Annotated in this window: 19 protein-coding genes; 6 read left to right on the plus strand and 13 right to left on the minus strand. The window is 63.5% G+C overall.

The annotated features are described in order from the left end of the window. Window positions 1-222: 222 nt before the first annotated feature. The 4 genes from gfa to xoxF5 form a co-directional block, all read right to left on the minus strand. A complete protein-coding gene (gene gfa, locus IVB28_RS08445; protein ID WP_247525619.1) occupies window positions 223-786 on the minus strand; it encodes an S-(hydroxymethyl)glutathione synthase in 564 nt (187 codons plus the stop codon). A 33-nt stretch (window positions 787-819) separates the two neighbouring features. Further along, window positions 820-1929 (minus strand): S-(hydroxymethyl)glutathione dehydrogenase/class III alcohol dehydrogenase, encoded by a 1110-nt coding sequence (locus IVB28_RS08450; protein WP_247525620.1) that lies wholly within the window; start codon window positions 1927-1929, stop codon window positions 820-822. A 65-nt stretch (window positions 1930-1994) separates the two neighbouring features. Further along, window positions 1995-2465: a c-type cytochrome, methanol metabolism-related gene (locus tag IVB28_RS08455; RefSeq protein WP_247528487.1), complete on the minus strand. Its 471-nt coding sequence runs from the start codon at window positions 2463-2465 to the stop codon at window positions 1995-1997. A 133-nt stretch (window positions 2466-2598) separates the two neighbouring features. After that, window positions 2599-4404, minus strand: a complete 1806-nt coding sequence (gene xoxF5, locus IVB28_RS08460) for a lanthanide-dependent methanol dehydrogenase XoxF5 (protein WP_247528488.1) — start codon at window positions 4402-4404, stop codon at window positions 2599-2601. 502 nt (window positions 4405-4906) lie between these two features. Between xoxF5 and IVB28_RS08465 the strand changes: the two genes are divergently transcribed. Next, entirely contained in the window at window positions 4907-5875 is a 969-nt protein-coding gene (locus IVB28_RS08465) for a helix-turn-helix domain-containing protein (protein WP_247525621.1), read from the plus strand. Between the two features lie 52 nt (window positions 5876-5927). Here the strand turns inward: IVB28_RS08465 and IVB28_RS08470 are convergent, their stop codons facing one another. From IVB28_RS08470 to IVB28_RS08490, 5 genes are all read right to left on the minus strand, one after another. Then, the gene (locus tag IVB28_RS08470; RefSeq protein WP_247525622.1) at window positions 5928-6353 is read right to left on the minus strand and encodes a hypothetical protein; all 426 of its coding nucleotides are present in this window, start codon (window positions 6351-6353) and stop codon (window positions 5928-5930) included. A gap of 147 nt (window positions 6354-6500) precedes the next feature. Then, window positions 6501-7502, minus strand: coding sequence for a tripartite tricarboxylate transporter substrate binding protein (locus IVB28_RS08475; protein ID WP_247525623.1), 1002 nt, complete (start codon window positions 7500-7502; stop codon window positions 6501-6503). Window positions 7503-7755: 253 nt separating this feature from the next. Continuing rightward, window positions 7756-8685 (minus strand): transporter substrate-binding domain-containing protein, encoded by a 930-nt coding sequence (locus tag IVB28_RS08480; RefSeq protein ID WP_247525624.1) that lies wholly within the window; start codon window positions 8683-8685, stop codon window positions 7756-7758. Further along, complete coding sequence (locus IVB28_RS08485) at window positions 8682-9038, minus strand: c-type cytochrome (RefSeq protein ID WP_247528489.1); 357 nt, start codon at window positions 9036-9038, stop codon at window positions 8682-8684. Before IVB28_RS08485 ends, IVB28_RS08480 begins: the two co-directional genes overlap by 4 nt. A gap of 11 nt (window positions 9039-9049) precedes the next feature. Further along, window positions 9050-10714: a methanol/ethanol family PQQ-dependent dehydrogenase gene (locus IVB28_RS08490; RefSeq protein ID WP_247525625.1), complete on the minus strand. Its 1665-nt coding sequence runs from the start codon at window positions 10712-10714 to the stop codon at window positions 9050-9052. Window positions 10715-11041: 327 nt separating this feature from the next. On the opposite strand from IVB28_RS08490, the gene IVB28_RS08495 reads away from it, so the two are divergent. The 5 genes from IVB28_RS08495 to IVB28_RS08515 all read left to right on the plus strand — a co-directional run bounded on the left by IVB28_RS08495 (window position 11042) and on the right by IVB28_RS08515 (window position 13612). Continuing rightward, window positions 11042-11434: an EF-hand domain-containing protein gene (locus tag IVB28_RS08495; RefSeq protein ID WP_247525626.1), complete on the plus strand. Its 393-nt coding sequence runs from the start codon at window positions 11042-11044 to the stop codon at window positions 11432-11434. Between the two features lie 139 nt (window positions 11435-11573). Continuing rightward, window positions 11574-11897, plus strand: coding sequence for a hypothetical protein (locus IVB28_RS08500; RefSeq protein ID WP_247525627.1), 324 nt, complete (start codon window positions 11574-11576; stop codon window positions 11895-11897). 216 nt (window positions 11898-12113) lie between these two features. Continuing rightward, window positions 12114-12194 (plus strand): pyrroloquinoline quinone precursor peptide PqqA, encoded by an 81-nt coding sequence (pqqA, locus tag IVB28_RS08505; RefSeq protein ID WP_018460299.1) that lies wholly within the window; start codon window positions 12114-12116, stop codon window positions 12192-12194. A gap of 24 nt (window positions 12195-12218) precedes the next feature. Further along, complete coding sequence (locus tag IVB28_RS08510; RefSeq protein WP_247525628.1) at window positions 12219-13124, plus strand: hypothetical protein; 906 nt, start codon at window positions 12219-12221, stop codon at window positions 13122-13124. 278 nt (window positions 13125-13402) lie between these two features. Beyond that, entirely contained in the window at window positions 13403-13612 is a 210-nt protein-coding gene (locus IVB28_RS08515; RefSeq protein WP_194403575.1) for a hypothetical protein, read from the plus strand. 155 nt (window positions 13613-13767) lie between these two features. On the opposite strand, the gene IVB28_RS08520 is transcribed toward IVB28_RS08515, so the two are convergent. Genes IVB28_RS08520 through IVB28_RS08535 form a run of 4 tightly spaced genes read right to left on the minus strand, consistent with a single transcriptional unit; the run spans window position 13768 to window position 16605 of the window. Further along, complete coding sequence (locus IVB28_RS08520; protein ID WP_247525629.1) at window positions 13768-14121, minus strand: hypothetical protein; 354 nt, start codon at window positions 14119-14121, stop codon at window positions 13768-13770. A gap of 46 nt (window positions 14122-14167) precedes the next feature. Next, window positions 14168-14878, minus strand: a complete 711-nt coding sequence (locus IVB28_RS08525; RefSeq protein ID WP_247525630.1) for an ABC transporter ATP-binding protein — start codon at window positions 14876-14878, stop codon at window positions 14168-14170. Next, complete coding sequence (locus IVB28_RS08530; RefSeq protein ID WP_247525631.1) at window positions 14868-15605, minus strand: ABC transporter permease subunit; 738 nt, start codon at window positions 15603-15605, stop codon at window positions 14868-14870. Before IVB28_RS08530 ends, IVB28_RS08525 begins: the two co-directional genes overlap by 11 nt. A gap of 1 nt (window position 15606) precedes the next feature. Beyond that, complete coding sequence (locus IVB28_RS08535) at window positions 15607-16605, minus strand: ABC transporter substrate-binding protein (protein WP_247525632.1); 999 nt, start codon at window positions 16603-16605, stop codon at window positions 15607-15609. Window positions 16606-16619: the final 14 nt, after the last annotated feature.

Genomic DNA, 16619 nt, shown 5'->3' on the forward strand with positions numbered 1-16619 from the left:
ACGCAGGGCCGGACTTCAAGACGGAAGTTGGCGGCGCTGCGCAGTCATTCAGAGACCAGGACTGAGGGAGCTAATTACCCTCGAATACGCGTAAGTTGGTAGAACTGGCGGCATCGCCGCGATCGTTCCGGGGCCGGCCCGTCCGGTTCGCTGGCACTGGTCGAGGCCAGCGAGCGGACGGGGTTCGGCGAACGTGAGGCGGCCTTGATCAGGCGGCCTTGATTAGGCGGCCTTGGCTTTGGCGACGTGGGTCGCGATTGCGTCCATCAACGCCGGTGACAGGCAATCATAGGGCTCGAGGCCGATTTCCTTCAGTCGTGAACGGATGCCTGTCATCTGCTCCGGCTTCACGCCCGCTTCGATCACCGAGGAGACGAAGGCGGCGAATTGCGGCGCCTGCGAGCCCTGCTCCTGGAACAGCTCGGGATGGATGAAGTCGAGACCGTAGAACGGGTGGCCCGTGTTCTCGATGCGGCCGTACATGTGCGTTCCGCAAGCCTTGCAGGCATGGCGCTGGATCACTGCGGAGGGGTCGACGACCTGGAGCTTGTCGCCGTTCTCGAGCACGGTGACGTTCTGGCGCGGCACAACGGCGACGACGGAGAACGTCGCGCCCTGCGGCTTCCAGCACTTGGTGCAGCCGCAGGCGTGGTTATGCGCGACGTCGCCCTTGATGCCGACCTTGACCTGGTGGTCCTTGCATTTGCAGGCCAGCGTGCCGCCGGCGAAGCTGCCGCTGCCCTGTTTGAGGCCGTTGTCAATGGTAGGGTGGAGTGCAACAGTCATGGGTCGATCCTCCTTGGGGGTGACGCTTTCGAGCTAGAACACGACGACTGAACGGATGGATTTGCCCTCATGCATGAGGTCAAAGCCCTTGTTGATCTCCTCGAGCTTGAGCACGTGGGTGATCATTGGATCGATCTGGATCTTTCCGTTCATGTACCAGTCGACGATCTTCGGCACGTCGGTGCGGCCGCGCGCGCCGCCGAAGGCCGTGCCGCGCCAGTTGCGTCCGGTGACGAGCTGGAACGGGCGGGTGGCGATCTCTTTGCCGGACTCGGCAACGCCGATGATGATCGAGGTGCCCCAGCCGCGATGGCAGGCTTCCAGCGCCTGGCGCATCACCGTGGTGTTGCCGGTGCAATCGAACGTGTAGTCGGCGCCGCCGTCGGTGAGGCCGACGAGATGCTGAACGATGTCGCCGGTGATCTTCTTGGGGTTGACGAATTCCGTCATGCCGAACCGGCGGCCCCAATCCTCCTTGGCATCGTTGATATCGACGCCGATGATCTTGTCGGCGCCGGCCATCTTGGCGCCCTGGATCACGTTGAGGCCGATGCCGCCGAGGCCGAACACGACCACGTTGGAGCCTGGCGTGACCTTCGCAGTGTTGACGACGGCGCCGACGCCGGTGGTAACGCCGCAGCCGATGTAGCAGCTCTTGTCGAACGGGGCGTCCTCGCGGATCTTGGCGACCGCGATCTCCGGCAGCACCGTGAAGTTCGAGAAGGTCGAGCAGCCCATGTAATGGTAGACCGGCTTGCCCTTGTAGGAGAAGCGGCTGGTGCCGTCGGGCATCACGCCCTTGCCTTGCGTCGCGCGGATCGCGGTGCAGAGATTGGTCTTCTGGCTGAGGCAGCTTTTGCACTGCCGGCATTCAGGCGTGTAGAGCGGGATGACGTGGTCACCCGGCTTCACCGAGGTCACGCCGGGACCGATCTCGCGGATGATGCCCGCACCCTCATGTCCCAGGATCGACGGGAAAATTCCCTCGCTGTCGAAGCCGTCGAGCGTATAGGCGTCGGTATGGCAGATGCCCGTCGCCTTGATCTCGACCAGGACTTCGCCGGCCTTCGGGCCTTCCAGATCGAGCTCGACGATCTCGAGCGGCTTCTTGGCCTCGAAAGCGACGGCGGCACGTGTTTTCATCGTAAACTCCTCAGATTCTCATGGGGCGCCAAGAGGTCGTCTCGGCAATCCTACGCACCGTAGCTTCACTTCTTGCCCATGCAGGCGTCTTCCGCCTTGGTGTAGGCCTCTGGTTTTTCCTCCTTCTTGGAGGGACGCTGCCGGCCCCATGCTTCGGTGGAGCGGGCGCGAAGATAGACGTACAGGTCGTCCATGTAGCAGGCCACGTTCGGATTATCGCCGAAGGCCGGCATGACGTTCTCCTGCGCGGTCGAGATGTTCTTACGACCCGAGGCGACCACGCCGAGGAAGTCGCCATAGCTCATGGACTTGACGGAATCCTTTAGCGCCGGCGCGTAGGTGGAGCCCATGCCGTCGGGGCCATGGCAGACGTGGCAGTCGGAGTGATAGCGGCGGTATCCGGAATAGGTGAACCAGTCCACGGTGCCGTCGGCCGAAATCTTGTAGGTCGGAATCCCGTCCTTATCGAGCCACTTTCCGTCGTCTTCCTTCTTCACGGAAGTCGGGTCGCCTGGAGCGTCGTCCGCGACTGCAATCCCTCCGGACGCAACCAAGACCGTCGCAGCAATGACAAAGCAGATTCTACGCAAGAGATTTATCCTCGAAGGAGCCCGGGGAGACGAGCCGGCGCGTGGAGTTAATCCACGCGCCGGAGCGATGCTGATGGGCCTAGTTCGGCAGCGAGAACACGGTCAGCGTTCCGCCGAGTGCCGTGTAGTTGCTGAGCGCCGCGTAGCCACCGACTGCGCCGAGACCTGCAGTCGGATCGGTCAGACCCGCCGCCAGACCGATGCCGGCCCAGCCGCCGACGCCGGAGAGCACTGCGACATACTGCTTGCCGCCGTTCTCATAGGTCGTGACGTTGCCGATGATGCCGGAGGGAGTCTTGAACTTGTAGAGCTCCTTGCCGGTCTTGGCATCGACCGCCTTCAGGTAGCCTTCGAGCGTTCCGTAGAACACCACGTTGCCAGCGGTTGCAAGCGCACCTGACCAGACCGAGAACTGCTCCTTGTTCGACCAGACGATCTTGCCGGTCTTGCCATCCCAGGCGATGAAGTTACCCATGTGGGTCTCACCGGCCGGCGGATACATCGAGAGCGTCGCGCCCACATAGGGCTGGCCCGCAGTGTAGCTCACCTTGAACGGCTCGTAGTCCATGCAGACGTGGTTGGTCGGAACGTAGAACAGCTGCGTGTCCGGCGAGTAGGCCGCCGGCTGCTCGTCCTTGGTGCCGAGCGCGGCCGGGCAGATGCCCTTCACGTTGTGGTCTTCACCGGCCTTGTCGGTCGAAGCTGCGTCGAGCACCTTCGGGCGGCCGTAGGTCGGCGAGTTCTTGTCCATGTCGACGCCGGAGGTCCAGTTCACCTTCGGATCGTACTTTTCGGCCACCAGAAGCTCACCGGTGGCGCGATCGAGCGTGTAGCCGAGGCCGTTACGATCGAAATGCGTCAGCAGCTTGCGTGCCTGACCGTTGATCGATTGATCCGAGAGGATCATCTCGTTGACGCCGTCATAGTCCCACTCGTCGTGGGGCGTCATCTGGTAGACCCACTTGGCCTGGCCGGTGTCCGGGTTCCGCGCCCAGATCGTCATCGACCATTTGTTGTCGCCGGGACGCTGCTTCGGATTCCAGGTCGAGGGATTGCCCGATCCGTAGTAGACGAGGTTCAACTCGGGATCGTAGGAGATCCAGCCCCAGGTGGCACCGCCGCCGATTTTCCACTGATCGCCTTGCCAGGTCTTCAGGCTCGAGTCCTTGCCGACCGGCTTGCCGAGTGCTGTGGTCTTCTCTGCATCGACCAGGATTTGGTCATCCGGCCCTTCCGAATATCCGCGCCATGCCAGCTTGCCGGTCTTGATGTCGTAAGCCGACATGTGGGCCTGGACGCCGAACTCGCCGCCCGAGATGCCGATCAGTACCTTGTCCTTGACGACGAGTGGCGCCGAGGTGCCGGTCTCGCCCTTGCCGGGATCGCCATTCTTCGCGGTCCATGCGACCTGGCCGGTCTTGGCATCGAGCGCGACGAGGGTTGTGTCGGCCTGATGCAGGAAGATCTTGCCGTCACCATAGGCGACGCCGCGATTCACGGTGTCGCAGCACATCACGGGGATGACGTTCGGATCCTGCTTCGGCTCGTATTTCCAGACGATCTTGTTCTCGTTGGAAAGGTCAATGGCATAGACCTTGTTCGGGAACGGCGTGTGGACGTACATCATGTTGCCGATGATCAGCGGGCCGCCTTCATGGCCGCGCAGCACGCCGGTCGAGAAGGTCCAGGCGACCTGGAGCTTGCCTACGTTTTGTGCGTTGATCTGGTTCAGCTTGGAAAAGCGGGTATTGGCATAGTCACCCGCCGGCATCACCCAATCTTTTGGGTTCTGCGCCATCTTGCTCAGCTCATCATTGGCTGAGGCGCTGCCGACAGCGAGAGCTGCCGCGGAGCCAAGAAAGGTCGCCAGTAGCACCTTGCGCATAGTCATTCCTCCGTTGATTTCGTTTTATTGTTTCCGAAGCATTGCTCAATCGCCGGGCTTCTCGTCCGGCGTCTGCTCGTGCAGGGCGGTCACGTTTGGGACCAGAAACGATGCTGTGGTGTTTTCTCCTCCTGATGAGAGCTACGGGTCCGCGTGCATGAGCGGCCCGTTCTTGTTGTTCCTGATACAATCCGTAACGCCTTCGTCATTGGGAAACTTGCCCAAGAGGGAAGCTGGTTTGCTTGACAGCGCACGGGTACGAAGTTTTTGATTTTGCAGTAGCGAATTCAGCGGCTTCGGCGGCGCGTCGGCGCTGAGGTTCCCCTTGACGGCGCTGCAACTAAGGGTGAGGATTAACTTTCAAGGGTGGCGATGGAACGATGGCGCTGTGCCAACAGACCGCTCAAATTCGAGGTAAACGTCTCGCAATCATGGCTGAGGGCTCCGGCAGCGCTGGTCGCGATTCGCGTCGAATCTCCGGATCAAACCAGTGGCTGGATTAATGTCCGACACCATTCACACGCTCTCGACGACCGGTATGACGCCGAAGCGCCAGATCCAGAGCTGGATCGACGGGCTGACGAGCCTGTGTGGGCATTTCGACGTCGATCCGTTGGAGGCTTCCTCGCTCGAAGGCCGCATCGACTACACGAGCGTCTCGCGCCTGAAGCTTTGCCAGATCGAGGTGAGCCAGCATCGCATCGCGCACACCCTGGCGCGCGCCAAGGCCAATGAACACCCCTACATCAAGATCCACTTCCAGACCTACGGCGTGTCCTATTTCGAGCAAGAAGGCCGTCACATCGAAATCAATCCCGGCGATATCATCGCCTATGACGTCTCCTGCCCGCATTCGATCATCAGCCCCGCCTTCACGCGTCACGACGTGGTGATCGTACCGAAGGCGCTGCTGCGCGACCGCGGATTCCCGTCGCAGCGAATGCCCGCCTGCAAGCTGACGTCGAAGACGGGCACGGGGCGGATCGCCCACGATTTCGTCCATGCGACCTTCGACGAGGCGGCCAAGCTGTCGGCGAACAGCGCGGTCGGCGTCGCCGATTCGCTGATCGATCTGCTGCTGCTGCCGCTGCGCGAAGCCGACACAATGTTCGACCGGGTCGGGCCCGAAGCGATGTATGTGCGCGCGCAGTTCTTCATCCGCGAGCATCTGCGTGATCCGGATCTGTGCATCGACCAGATCTCCGCCGAGCTCGGCTGCTCCAAGCGCTATCTGCACATGCTGTTCTCGGAGCGCGGCACCACGGTGAGCGACTACATTTGGCAGGCGCGTCTGCAGAATTGCCGCCAGGAACTCGAGGCTCACGCCGGCAAGACCATCACCGATGTCGCGTTCTCCTGGGGCTTCTCCAGCTCATCGCATTTCAGCCGGGTGTTCCGGAAATACTTTGGCGTGGTGCCGTCCTCGATCCACAAGGCGCAGCAGGGCACGGTCAGCGCGGACAAGCATTAGGCAGGGCGGGGAATCTTCCGCTGACTGCCAATCCGCTGACTACCAATGATGCTCATGCCGTCGCGGCAATATAGGGAATGCTCGCCAACAGAGCGGCAAGCAGCACCGCGTTTGCCAACATGCCGCTCCAATGCAGCCGGCGCAGCCGACGCGGGGCCTCACTATCGCCGGCCTCTCTCGCGCTGAGTTGGTCGTCCATCCGCTGCATGAACCTGCGGCGTCCCCAGATCGCCAAGGCTGCAAGCAGACCAACGCCTGTCGCGGCGATGAGGCGACCGTCGAGCAGCAGAGCTATGGTTCCTACGATGCCGGCGACGCGCATCACCACAAAATGGGCATTGAACATGCCGCGCAGCAGCTGGGCGACGGGCGGGATATCCAGCCTCACCAGCAGGAAGGCGGGCGAGGCCAGCGTGAAATAGCCCATCGGAAACAGCAGGATGATCATGGTGGCTATGGCGATGGGATCCGGCGTCATGCGATCGGCCCTTCTCCTCCGCGCCGGGAGGATCTCCCGGCGGTCATGCAGGAGCATAGCCGCAAGATATGTCTTGGGCACTAGGCTTTGGTCGGAAGCCGCCGCGCCGAAGGGCACCGGCCCGGCGGTTACGCCTCGCCTCGAAACTCAGGCCGGCTCGAGGCCGAGCGACTTCGCGCTCTCGATCCAGATCGGCAGTTCGCGCTGATACAGCGCATTGGTCTCCTTGAAGCCGATCGCGGGCTCAAGCACGAAGGTCGCGAGAACCTCCTTCACTTTTGGATCGTTGTTGGCGGCGACGCAGAGTTCCGCCAATCGGTCGACGATCGGCTGCGGCGTTGCCTTGGGCACGGCCCAACCCGAAAAGCCGCTGACGGCAAAGAATTTCGACGTCGCGCCCTGTTCGGGAAGAGTCTTGATGGTCGGGATCGCGTCGACCTTCTTGGAATGCACCGCGAACACGGTGCCGCGGTCGCTTTGCAGGACGGACTGTGCTGCCGTGTAGCTGCCCATCGCGGCATCGAGCGTGCCTTCGAGCATCCCCGTCCACATAGGCGCCTCGCCCCGGTAATGGATCGGCTCGATGTTGAGGCCGTACTGCTTGTTGAGCTCGTGGATCGTCATGTGCGGGGCCGAGCCCGCGCTATAGGTTCCGAAGTTCACCCTGCCGCTCTTGCGGGCGAAGGCGACGAAATCCTCCAGCGTCTTGACGCCGGTCTTCGGGTTCGCCACCAGCAACAGGCCGGCGCCCGGAATGACGCTGACCAGGGTCAAATCCTTGTCCATGTCGTAGCCGGGATTCTTCATCACCACCCGGTTCATGATGTAGGTGGTCGAGATCGAGCACAGCATGGTGTGACCGTCGGGCTCGGCGCGGGCGACCTCCGCCGTGCCGATCGCGCCGGAGGCGCCCGGCTTGTTTTCGACGACCACGGTCTTGCCGACCTGCTTGGAGATGAATTCGCCGTAGGCGCGCGCGAGCAGGTCGGTCTGCCCGCCGGCTGGATAGCTGCAAATCATGCGAATTTGCCGCGCCGGCCAAGTGCCTTGTGATGCAGCTTGCGCCGAGGCGTTACGCGCAACGAAAGGCATCGCGAATGCCCCGGCTCCGGCGGCGATGAAGTGGCGGCGGTCGATTTTCGTGGACATGATTCTCTCCCGTTCCGGGCAGGGTACTGCACGAGGCTGGCGCTGCCACGGGCCTCAGGCGAGACAGATTGGCGCATTCGAAAGGCCGTGCTGTGTCTGTTCGGGCGTCAGTTTCATCCAGCGCGCGTCAGCTCCTCAATGCCGCTCCCAACTCGCAATGACGATGGAGCGCCAGTGTGAGCGCCGCATCTCGCTCTTCCTTCCCGGCTGCGGAGCGTCACTGCGTGCCGCACCGCGTCCGGACAAGAAAGCTTCACCGTTGAATGATCTTCCTCCAGACGTCGCCCAAAATCGCGGGCTCGCGCGGTGGCAGATAGGTGAGGCCGGCCTGCCTGCCGAATTCGGCGATCCTGCCCTCGGCCGCGAGGGCGCTCAGCGCCTTGTTGACGGCGTCGATCAGGGCGCCATCGCTGGCAAGCCCGACATAGCCGCGATTGGCGCCGATCGGATAGTAATACCCGGACGCGGTGAGCGCCGTATCGGGGTGCGCGGCGCGATGGGCATCGAAGCGCGCAAGGTCGATCAGCGTCGCGTCGTGCTCGCCGCGCTGGAGCGCGCCCAGGAGATCGTCGCGGCCGGGGACGAGATGGGTAATGCCGTCGATCAACCGCCCCTTGTCGAAGGTCATCAGGATGGCGTCGCCGAGCGAGCCGCTTTCGACGACCAGACGAAGCCCGGCGAGATCGCCGATGTCGCCGATCCTGCGGCCGCGTGCCTTCGGCCCGAGCACCACCGTCATCGGCGAATAGACGTAAGGCTGGCTCGGCGCCAGCACGCCGAGCGCGACGCGGCGTCGGCGATCGTCGCGTGTGGCCCCGGCGAAGTCAGGCAAGCGCGCCGTCTTCATCCCGGGGACGACGAGCGAATCCTGCGTCAGCGCGTAGCCGCCGACCAGCGAGCAGCGCCCATCCGAGAGCAGCGCGTTGGCCTCGAGCTGTGGGCTGGAATCCTCGTCCAGCTTGCTCTCGAACCATTGGATCGTCAGCGGCCGTCCGAGCCGCTCCGCGATCGCCTGCGCCAGCAGCACGTCGAAGCCGGCATCCGGCTTGCCCCGCTGATGCACCGAGAGCGGCGGCCGGTTCTCGTCGAGACAGATTTTCAGGGGATCGTCGGCGGCAAGCGCGACCGACGCCATCGTCGACAGAACGGCCGCGAGGCTCCATGCAACAGGCCGGCCTCTCATGGCTTTCTCCGGCTGGAGATGAAGGCCCAGAGATCGCCGATCTGGTCGTCGCTGAGGATGTCGCCCCAGGGCGGCATCTTGTTGTTCTTGCCGTTCTTCACCGTCGTGACGAAGCGCGTCTTGTCGTCGGGAAAGACGCGCAGGTCCGGCGTGATGGCGCCGGAGTTCATCAGGTTCGGGCCGTGGCAGTGCGAGCATTTCTCCGCATAGGTCGACTTGCCGTGGTCGATCTGCGCCTGCATGGGATTGCCAGTTGGCTCGTCGGCGGCGCGAACGGTCGCCGCAAGCGCGACCGTCAGCACCAGGGCGGCGGCGAAGATCGCCGCCGTCCTGTCATACATGTCTCTCAGCATCATGCCGCGGATTACTGCTTGACCGCAAAGACCCACAGCGAGCCGCCGGGCGGCACCTTAGCAAGCCGCTCGTCGCCGGAGAACAGCGAGTAGACGCCGCCGTAGCCGCTGGTCACCGCGACATACTGCACGCCGTCCTGCTGCCAGGTCACCGGCTGGCCCTCGATGCCGGACCCGGTCTGGAACTGCCAGAGCTTCTTGCCGGTGTCGGCGTCGAAGGCCTCGAACTCGCCGGTCAGGGCGCCCGAGAATACGACGCCGCCCGCGGTCGACAGCACGCCCGAGAAGCGTGGAATGTCGCTCGGCGCTTCCCACTTCGACTTGCCGGTCATGGGGTCGATGGCCTTGAGGTGACCGCGCGGTCCGTCCCCGAACTCCCAGGGGTCGGTCAGGTCCATGCCGAGATACCATTCACCCTGCTTGAAGGTGACGGGCTCGGCCTTGTACTTGCCGCCGAAGTTGAGCGTGTTGGCGTAAGCAAGACCAGTCTGCGGATTGAATGACATCGGCTCCCAGTTCTTGCCGCCGAGGATCGACGGATAGACGGTCACCTTCTTGCCCTCGCGCGCCTCCTTGGCGACGTCCGTCTCGATCGGCTTGCCGGTCTTCATGTCGACGCCGGTCGCCCAGTTCACCTTCACGTAAGGATTGGCCGCCAGCAGCTTGCCGTTGGTGCGGTCGAGCACGTAGAAGAAGCCGTTGCGGTTGGCATTCATCAGCGCCTTGGTCGGCTTGCCCTCGACGTTCACATCCGCGAGCACCATCTCGGCGACCGCGTCATAATCGAACGGATTGTTCGGCGAGAACTGGTAGTGCCACTTGATCTTGCCGGTCTTGGGGTCCATCGCCAGCACAGAGCAGGTGTAGAGATTGTCGCCCGGGCGCACCGCCGAGTTGAAGGGTCCGGGATTGCCGATGCCCCAATACACGGTGTTCAGCTCGGCGTCATAGGAGCCGGTGATCCAGGTCGAGCCGCCGCCGAGCTTCCAGGTGTCGCCCTTCCAGGTGTCGCCGCCGGGCTCCTCCGGCGAAGGGATGGAATGGGTGCGCCACAGGTGCTTGCCAGTCGCCGGATCCCAGCCGTCGATGAAGCCCCGCGTGCCGAACTCGGCGCCGGAGATGCCGGTGATGACGACGCCGTCGGCGACCAGCGGGGCCACCGTCATCGAATAGCCTTCCTTGATGTCGGCCGCCTTCTGTCGCCACAGCTCCTTGCCGTTCTTGGCGTCAATCGCAATCACGTTGGCATCGAGCGTCGTACGAAACAATTTGCCTTCGTGGATAGCGACGCCGCGATTGATGATGCCGCAGCAGACGATTCGGGGCGTCTCGGCGGGATATTCGATCTTGCTCTTCCAGATCTGCTTGCCGGTCTTGGCGTCCACCGCCATGGTCGCATTGTGCGAGGTCACATAGATCACGCCCTGATAGACGATGGGCTGGGATTCCTCGCTGCGATCGTCGTTGAAGGAGTAATTCCAGACCGGGACAAGGTTCTTGACGCTGTCCTTGTTGATCTGATTCAGCGTCGAAAAGCGCTGCAGATTGTAGCCCATCCCGTAATTGAGAACGTTCGATGTATCGGTCGCGCCTTTGACCAGTTGCTCGGTGGTCTGTGCGCTTGCACAAGTCGATGCAAGCACGACGAGGCTCGCAGCCATCGCAAAGCGTTTCATCCGTTCCTCCCAATATGCGCGCCTTTTGACGCTGCGGAACCAAATCTCTGTCGGAAACCAAAACGCGTCAATACGAAAGTCGCATGCGTCGTGCGATATCGTTGAACGCAGGTGATGGTCACCTTGCGGAAACCTGACGCAACCGAGTCCCACTTGCGCGGAGGCGCTGGGAAATTCCGTGCCACGAACCAGCTCCGGTCGAAGTGGTCGGTGCGAGCGGTCGGATTCCGCGAGTTGTGGCGCGCGCAAGTTGCATTCCGGACTTGAACCGGGAGGCGCTTGTGGATTTATCTCGTTGCACGGGAGATTTTCGTCTGGGAGGTCTTGATGAGTTCGCGTCGCTCAACTGCGCTTGCGCTCACGATTGCATTGTTGTCCGGTCCGGCATGGTCGGCCTCCGGCAACGTAGTCAAGCTGTTCGATACCGACAATGACGGCACGCTCGATCTTGCCGAGGTGAAGAAGGCGGCGGCCGCATTGTTCGCAAAGCTCGATCCCGATCATGACGGCACGCTCGATGCCCGCGAATTGCGCGGACGGTTGACGGCGAAAGAACTCGCCGCCGCCGATCCTGACCGCGATGGGACCCTGACGCTCGACGAATATCTATCCCCGGTCGAGCAGCGCTTCAATGCAGCCAATCCTGACAAGGATGGAACGCTGGATGCGAAGGAGCTGAACTCGCCCGCCGGCCGCGCGCTGCTCCGATTGTTGCGGTGATCGCAACGGAACAGACGTGCCGAGGACGGCTTGCGAGCATTTCCGCTCCGATACTCGGAACATCGGGCAGCTCGGCCTGTTCTCTACGCGATGTCCTGCGCGGCCTCGGGGCAACGCGGCGGGAGAAGAGGAGATACAGATGAACACGAAACGTTCCGTTCTTGCCGCCTGCGCGATCCTGACGTTGAGCGCCGGCGTCGCCATCGCCGGCCCATGCAACACGGGCAGCGCCAGCACGGACAAGGATGCTGGTTCTGGTCCGGTCACCGTAGGCTCGGCGCAGTCGCAGAGTTCGTCGGGTGAAACGGGCCAGCATCCGCCGACCAGCACGATGAATCGCGCCAGCGGTGGTGCAGCTACCTCATCGGAAGATGCGCAGCGGCAAATGCAGAGCCAGCCAACCGCAGCGGAGCGGGCGGAAGGTGCCAAGCCCAATCAGCAAACGGCAGGCAAGGACTGCTGACGACATCGCCGCGGCGAGCGAATAAGCTGCGGCGATGCATCGCACAAGATGCTGCGTTTGCCCGAGAGGGAACATCCCTTGCCCGAGAGCGAAGTCTCAGCGCGCGGAAGTTGAGCAGATGCATTGCCTCTGCGATTCCAGACTTGCACTGCATCTGACGCAGCCCTAGGTTTTGCGCCGCGCGATGTCGCGCTCAATACCTTGGGGAGACCCCGAATGGCTTGGAAAGCTCCGAAGATCGTGGAAGTGCCGGTCGGCATGGAAATCAACATGTACGCCTGCGCTTTGCGCAAGTAAGACTGACGACCTGCCGCGGCTTCGATGGCAAACGCCGTCGGAGCCGTGGTAGTGTCAGGAATGCCCGCGAGAGCCAACAGCTTCTGGACTATTGCTGCCTGCACGGTCGCGCTTCTACCCGTATGCGTCAGCGCCGAGGAGGGCTTCGATACCGAGCACATCTTCGGCTTCATGATCGGCACCGACGTCGGCAATCCCGGCGAGCGCGAATTCCAGACCCAGACGACCGGGCGCTTCGGCAAGGGCGCCGGCACATATCGCGCCCTCGAGCACGAGTTCGAGGTCGAAGTCGTGCCGCTGCCGAACTTTCGCGTCGAGGTCGGCGGTACGGCGACGCTGCACGACATCACCGGCGTCCCCGATATCGACGACCGCCGCCAGCTCAATTTCCAGGGGGCCTCGCTCGACCTGCGTTATCGCCTGCTCAATCGCGAGCGCGCGCCGTTCGGTCTTACCATTGCCGCCGAGCTTCATGGCGACCGCATCGACGAGACCAGCGGCGCGAAAGGGAGGATGTATGGCACCGAATTCACCCTCGCCATCGACCGCGAGCTCATCCCGAACTTCGCCATCGGCGCCCTCAACCTGATCTATCAGCCGGAATGGGCGCGCTTCGAGATGGCGGGAGTGTCCGAGAAGAGCTCGACGATCGGAGCGGCGTTTGCGGGCCTGGTGCGCGTGCGGCCCAATATGCTGCTCGGCGGGGAGCTGCGCTACTTCCGGCAATATGAAGGCATCGGCCTCGGGGAGCTTTCAGGCCAGGCCCTGTTCGTCGGCCCGACCGCCTATTTCCAGCTCTCCCAGCGCTCGCGGCTCACCCTGAGCTGGAGCATGCAGGCCTGGGGCCGTCCGGCCGGGTCATCCGCAAATCTCGACCTCGTCAATTTCGAGCGCCACCAGGCCCGGATGGTGTTCGGGGTAAACTTTTAAGCTTGGGAGGTCGTCATGCCCGGGCTTGTCCCGCCTGCGCGGCCGAAGCCGTCTCGGCGCGGCGAAGGCCCGGACATCCACGTTCTTTGTGCTGCTTGGAAGGTGTGGATGGCCGGGACTAACCCGGCCACCACGACGTGGAAGCTTCGGCGGTCTGCTCCGTATCCGGGAGACGAGAGGCCGTTCCCGCCCCATCCTCGCGCCCGTTTGAAACTTCCGGCTCCTTGCTACGTATTTCTTCGTGCTAATCTCGATCGCCCTTGCGAGAGGATCCCGGCATGAACCCGATTGACCTGGTGGTGACTGTGTGTGCGGTGCTCTCGCCTGCGACCTGCGAGGAGCAGCACCTGATGTTCAACTATGGTGGGTCGCCGCGGCAATGCGCGATGGCCGCGCCGCCCTATATCGCGCAATGGGTCGGCGAGCATCCGAAGTGGCAGGCGGTGCGGTGGCGCTGCGAATATCCGCACCCGAACGACAAGGCGTAAGGCCTGGGCGTTGATCTTGCCGAGCCACGGGCAGTCTAGCCCCTCATCCTGAGAAGCCGCGAAGCGGGGTCTTGAAAGATCGAGGCCGAGCTTCATCAGCCGGGCCTGCATGGTTCGAGACGCGCTTCGCGCTCCTCACCACGACGGGTGGGGAGCTACTTGGTGCAGTCCTTCAGATCCTTGTCGGCAATCGAGAACACCGCATCCGCCCTGATCTCGATATCGCGAACGACGCACTGCCGCGCGTTGGGATAGCTGACCTTGGCGTCGTAACGGCCCGGCTCGACGCCGGTGATGCGCAGCCGCTCGTCGTGGTCGACCTCCTTGTCCTTGTCGTTCAAACACTGGTTCGGGCCCCAGTCGGTCTTGCCGGCGGGGGAGAGCTGAAAGCCGGAGATCGTCTCCGTCGTCAGGTTCCAGAGCCTGATGCCCTTGCCCTTGGTCTGCGCCAGCGCCGCGCCGGGCACTGCGACCAAGAGGATGCCGATCGCAATCAGCTGACGCCGCATTGGTGAACCTCTCTCGACAACGTGTGGTCCAGTTGACCACGAGTATTCATTTCGATTCAAGCTGCAACGCTGCGACCTCCGCCCTGATGCTGGCGAGTTCGGCCTCACCGCGCATCGCGCGCGGAATGGCGATCGGCACATCCTGCACGATGCGCGCGGGACGCGGCGACAAGAACAACAGGCGGTCGCCGAGCCGGATCGCATCGTCGAGACTGTGGGTGACGAGCAGCGTCATCACCGGACGGCTCGCCACCAGCGTTGCGATCTCGTCGCGCAAGCGGCCGGCGAGCGCGTCGTCGAGCGAAGCGAGGGGCTCGTCAAGCACCAGCAGATCAGGTTCGACTGCGAAGGCGCGGGCGAGCGCGACGCGCCGGGCAAGGCCCAGCGACAACTCGCCGGGAAAGTGGCTGCGATGCGCGTCCAGCTCCAGAATCCTGAAAAGCTCTGACAGCTTGGCTCCGGTCACGTCCGGCGCCGCCAGCCGCACATTCTGCTCGACCGAACGCCACGGCAACAGCCTCGGCTCCTGGAACACCATTCCGATCCGCGCCTGTGGTGGACGCGCGATATGGCCCCTGAAATCGCCATCGAGTCCGAGGATGATGCGCAGCATCGTGCTCTTGCCGCAGCCGGAGGGGCCGATGAGCACGCCGACCTCGCCGGAGCAAAGCGTGAATTTGAGCGGCGCGAGCACCTCGTGCATCCCGCCCGCGGCACTCATGAACGTCTTGCCTGTGATGTCGACCTCAAGCCGCACGGGGCCGCCACCGTGTTGTGCGTGACTCGAACGGCTGCACCAGCAAGGTTTCGATCACGAGTACGACCGCGGCGAATGTCAGTGAATAGGCGAGCAGCCGCGGCGTGTCGAACAGCTGAAAGGCGACGCCGATCTCGAAGCCCACGCCGTTCGGACGCCCCAGCAGCTCGGCAACCAGCACGATCTTCCACACCAGCGACAGTCCCGAGCGGGCCGCGGCGGCGATATAGGGCGCGAGCTGCGGCAACACGACATGGCGGAATGCGCGCCAGCGCGGCATCGCGAACACGCTCGCCATCTCGTCGAGCGAGCGATCCAGCGCGCGGGTGCCCTCGCGCAAGGTGACGACTGCGGTCGGCAGCTTGTTGATGGCGATCGCCGCGATCGCTGCGGTCTCGGTGAGGCCGGCCCAGATATAGGCCAGCACGATCACGACCAGCGCGGGCAAATTGAGCAGCAGGATCAGCCAGGGATCGCCAAGCCGGTCGGCGAGCCCGACCCGTCCCATCAGGTAGCCGATGGCGCTACCGAGCGACATCGCCAGCACGAAGGCGAGCGTCACGCGCGCCAGCGTGGCGCCGAGATGCAGGAACAGCGCGCCGGATGAGGCTTCCGCGATCATCACTTCGAGCACGGCCGGCGGGGAGGGCAGCTTTGCGCCGCCCACGAACAACGCGGCAATCCACCAGGTGACGAGGAACAGGGCGAACGATAGAAGGCGCAGCACCTCAGTCTCCGGGCACGGCGTGATAGAACGTGCCGGGATCGAGCTCGACCGCAGGGCCGACGAGGTCGCGGCCGCCGGTCTCGGCCAGCACGCGGTAGAGCACGCGCGCATCTTTTTCCTCGTCGTCGATGCTCCGGCGCGGAATGCCGTCGCGATAGCGGTCGCGATAAGTCTTGAGCAGGGTGGCATCGCTCGTGCCGGTCAGCGGCGCGATCTTGTCCCAGGCAGCATCCGAGCTCACCAGCAGCTGCTTGGCCTTGCGGGTCATGGCGATGAAGCGCGCCAACGCTTCGCGATGGGTCGCGGCCCAGCTCTCGTCAAAGACATAACCGATTGCGGAGACCGCGCCCTTGGCGCCGAGCTTGGGCAGGATGTCCTCGATGCCGGCGAGACGCCTAAAACCCTTGGCTTCGAGCTGGGCGCAGAAATTCCAGAAATTGAGGCTCGCATCCATCTCGCCGTCGAGTGATTTGGCGGCGATCAAGGGCGGAGCGCCATAGACGATGGTTGCCTCCGACTTCAGGTCGATGCCGTCCTGCTTCATGCGCGCCTGGAGCAGCAGCCAGCTCTTGTCGATGGCTCCGCCGGCCACGGCGAGCTTGCGGCCCTTCAGGTCGGCGAGCGACTTGATCGGCGAGGTGGCGGGTACCATCACCGCGCCGAGGGCGCTGGAATAGGGATAGAAGGTGAGCTTGGCGCCGAGCGCCCGCTCGCGCGACACCCACAGCCAGTCCGACAGGATAATGTCGGCGCTGCCCGCGCGCATTGCGATCTTGCCGGCCTCGGTGCTCGCGAGCTCGGTGACCTCCAGCGCGAGGTCGGCTTCCCTGTCGAGGCCGCTCGCGCGGATCGCAGCCAGCTCCCAGGAGAATGTTCCGGTTTTCTGCACCGCAAGACGGATGGTATCCGCGGCGTGACCCGGTGCCGCCAGCGTCAACGCCAGCGTCGTTGCGAGCGCCAATGTTCGGCCAAGTGCCCTTATCACACCAAGTGCTCTCATTACTTGTGAGCCGT

It is taken from the genome of Bradyrhizobium sp. 199 (genome assembly GCF_023073355.1).
GTDB lineage: Bacteria > Pseudomonadota > Alphaproteobacteria > Rhizobiales > Xanthobacteraceae > Bradyrhizobium.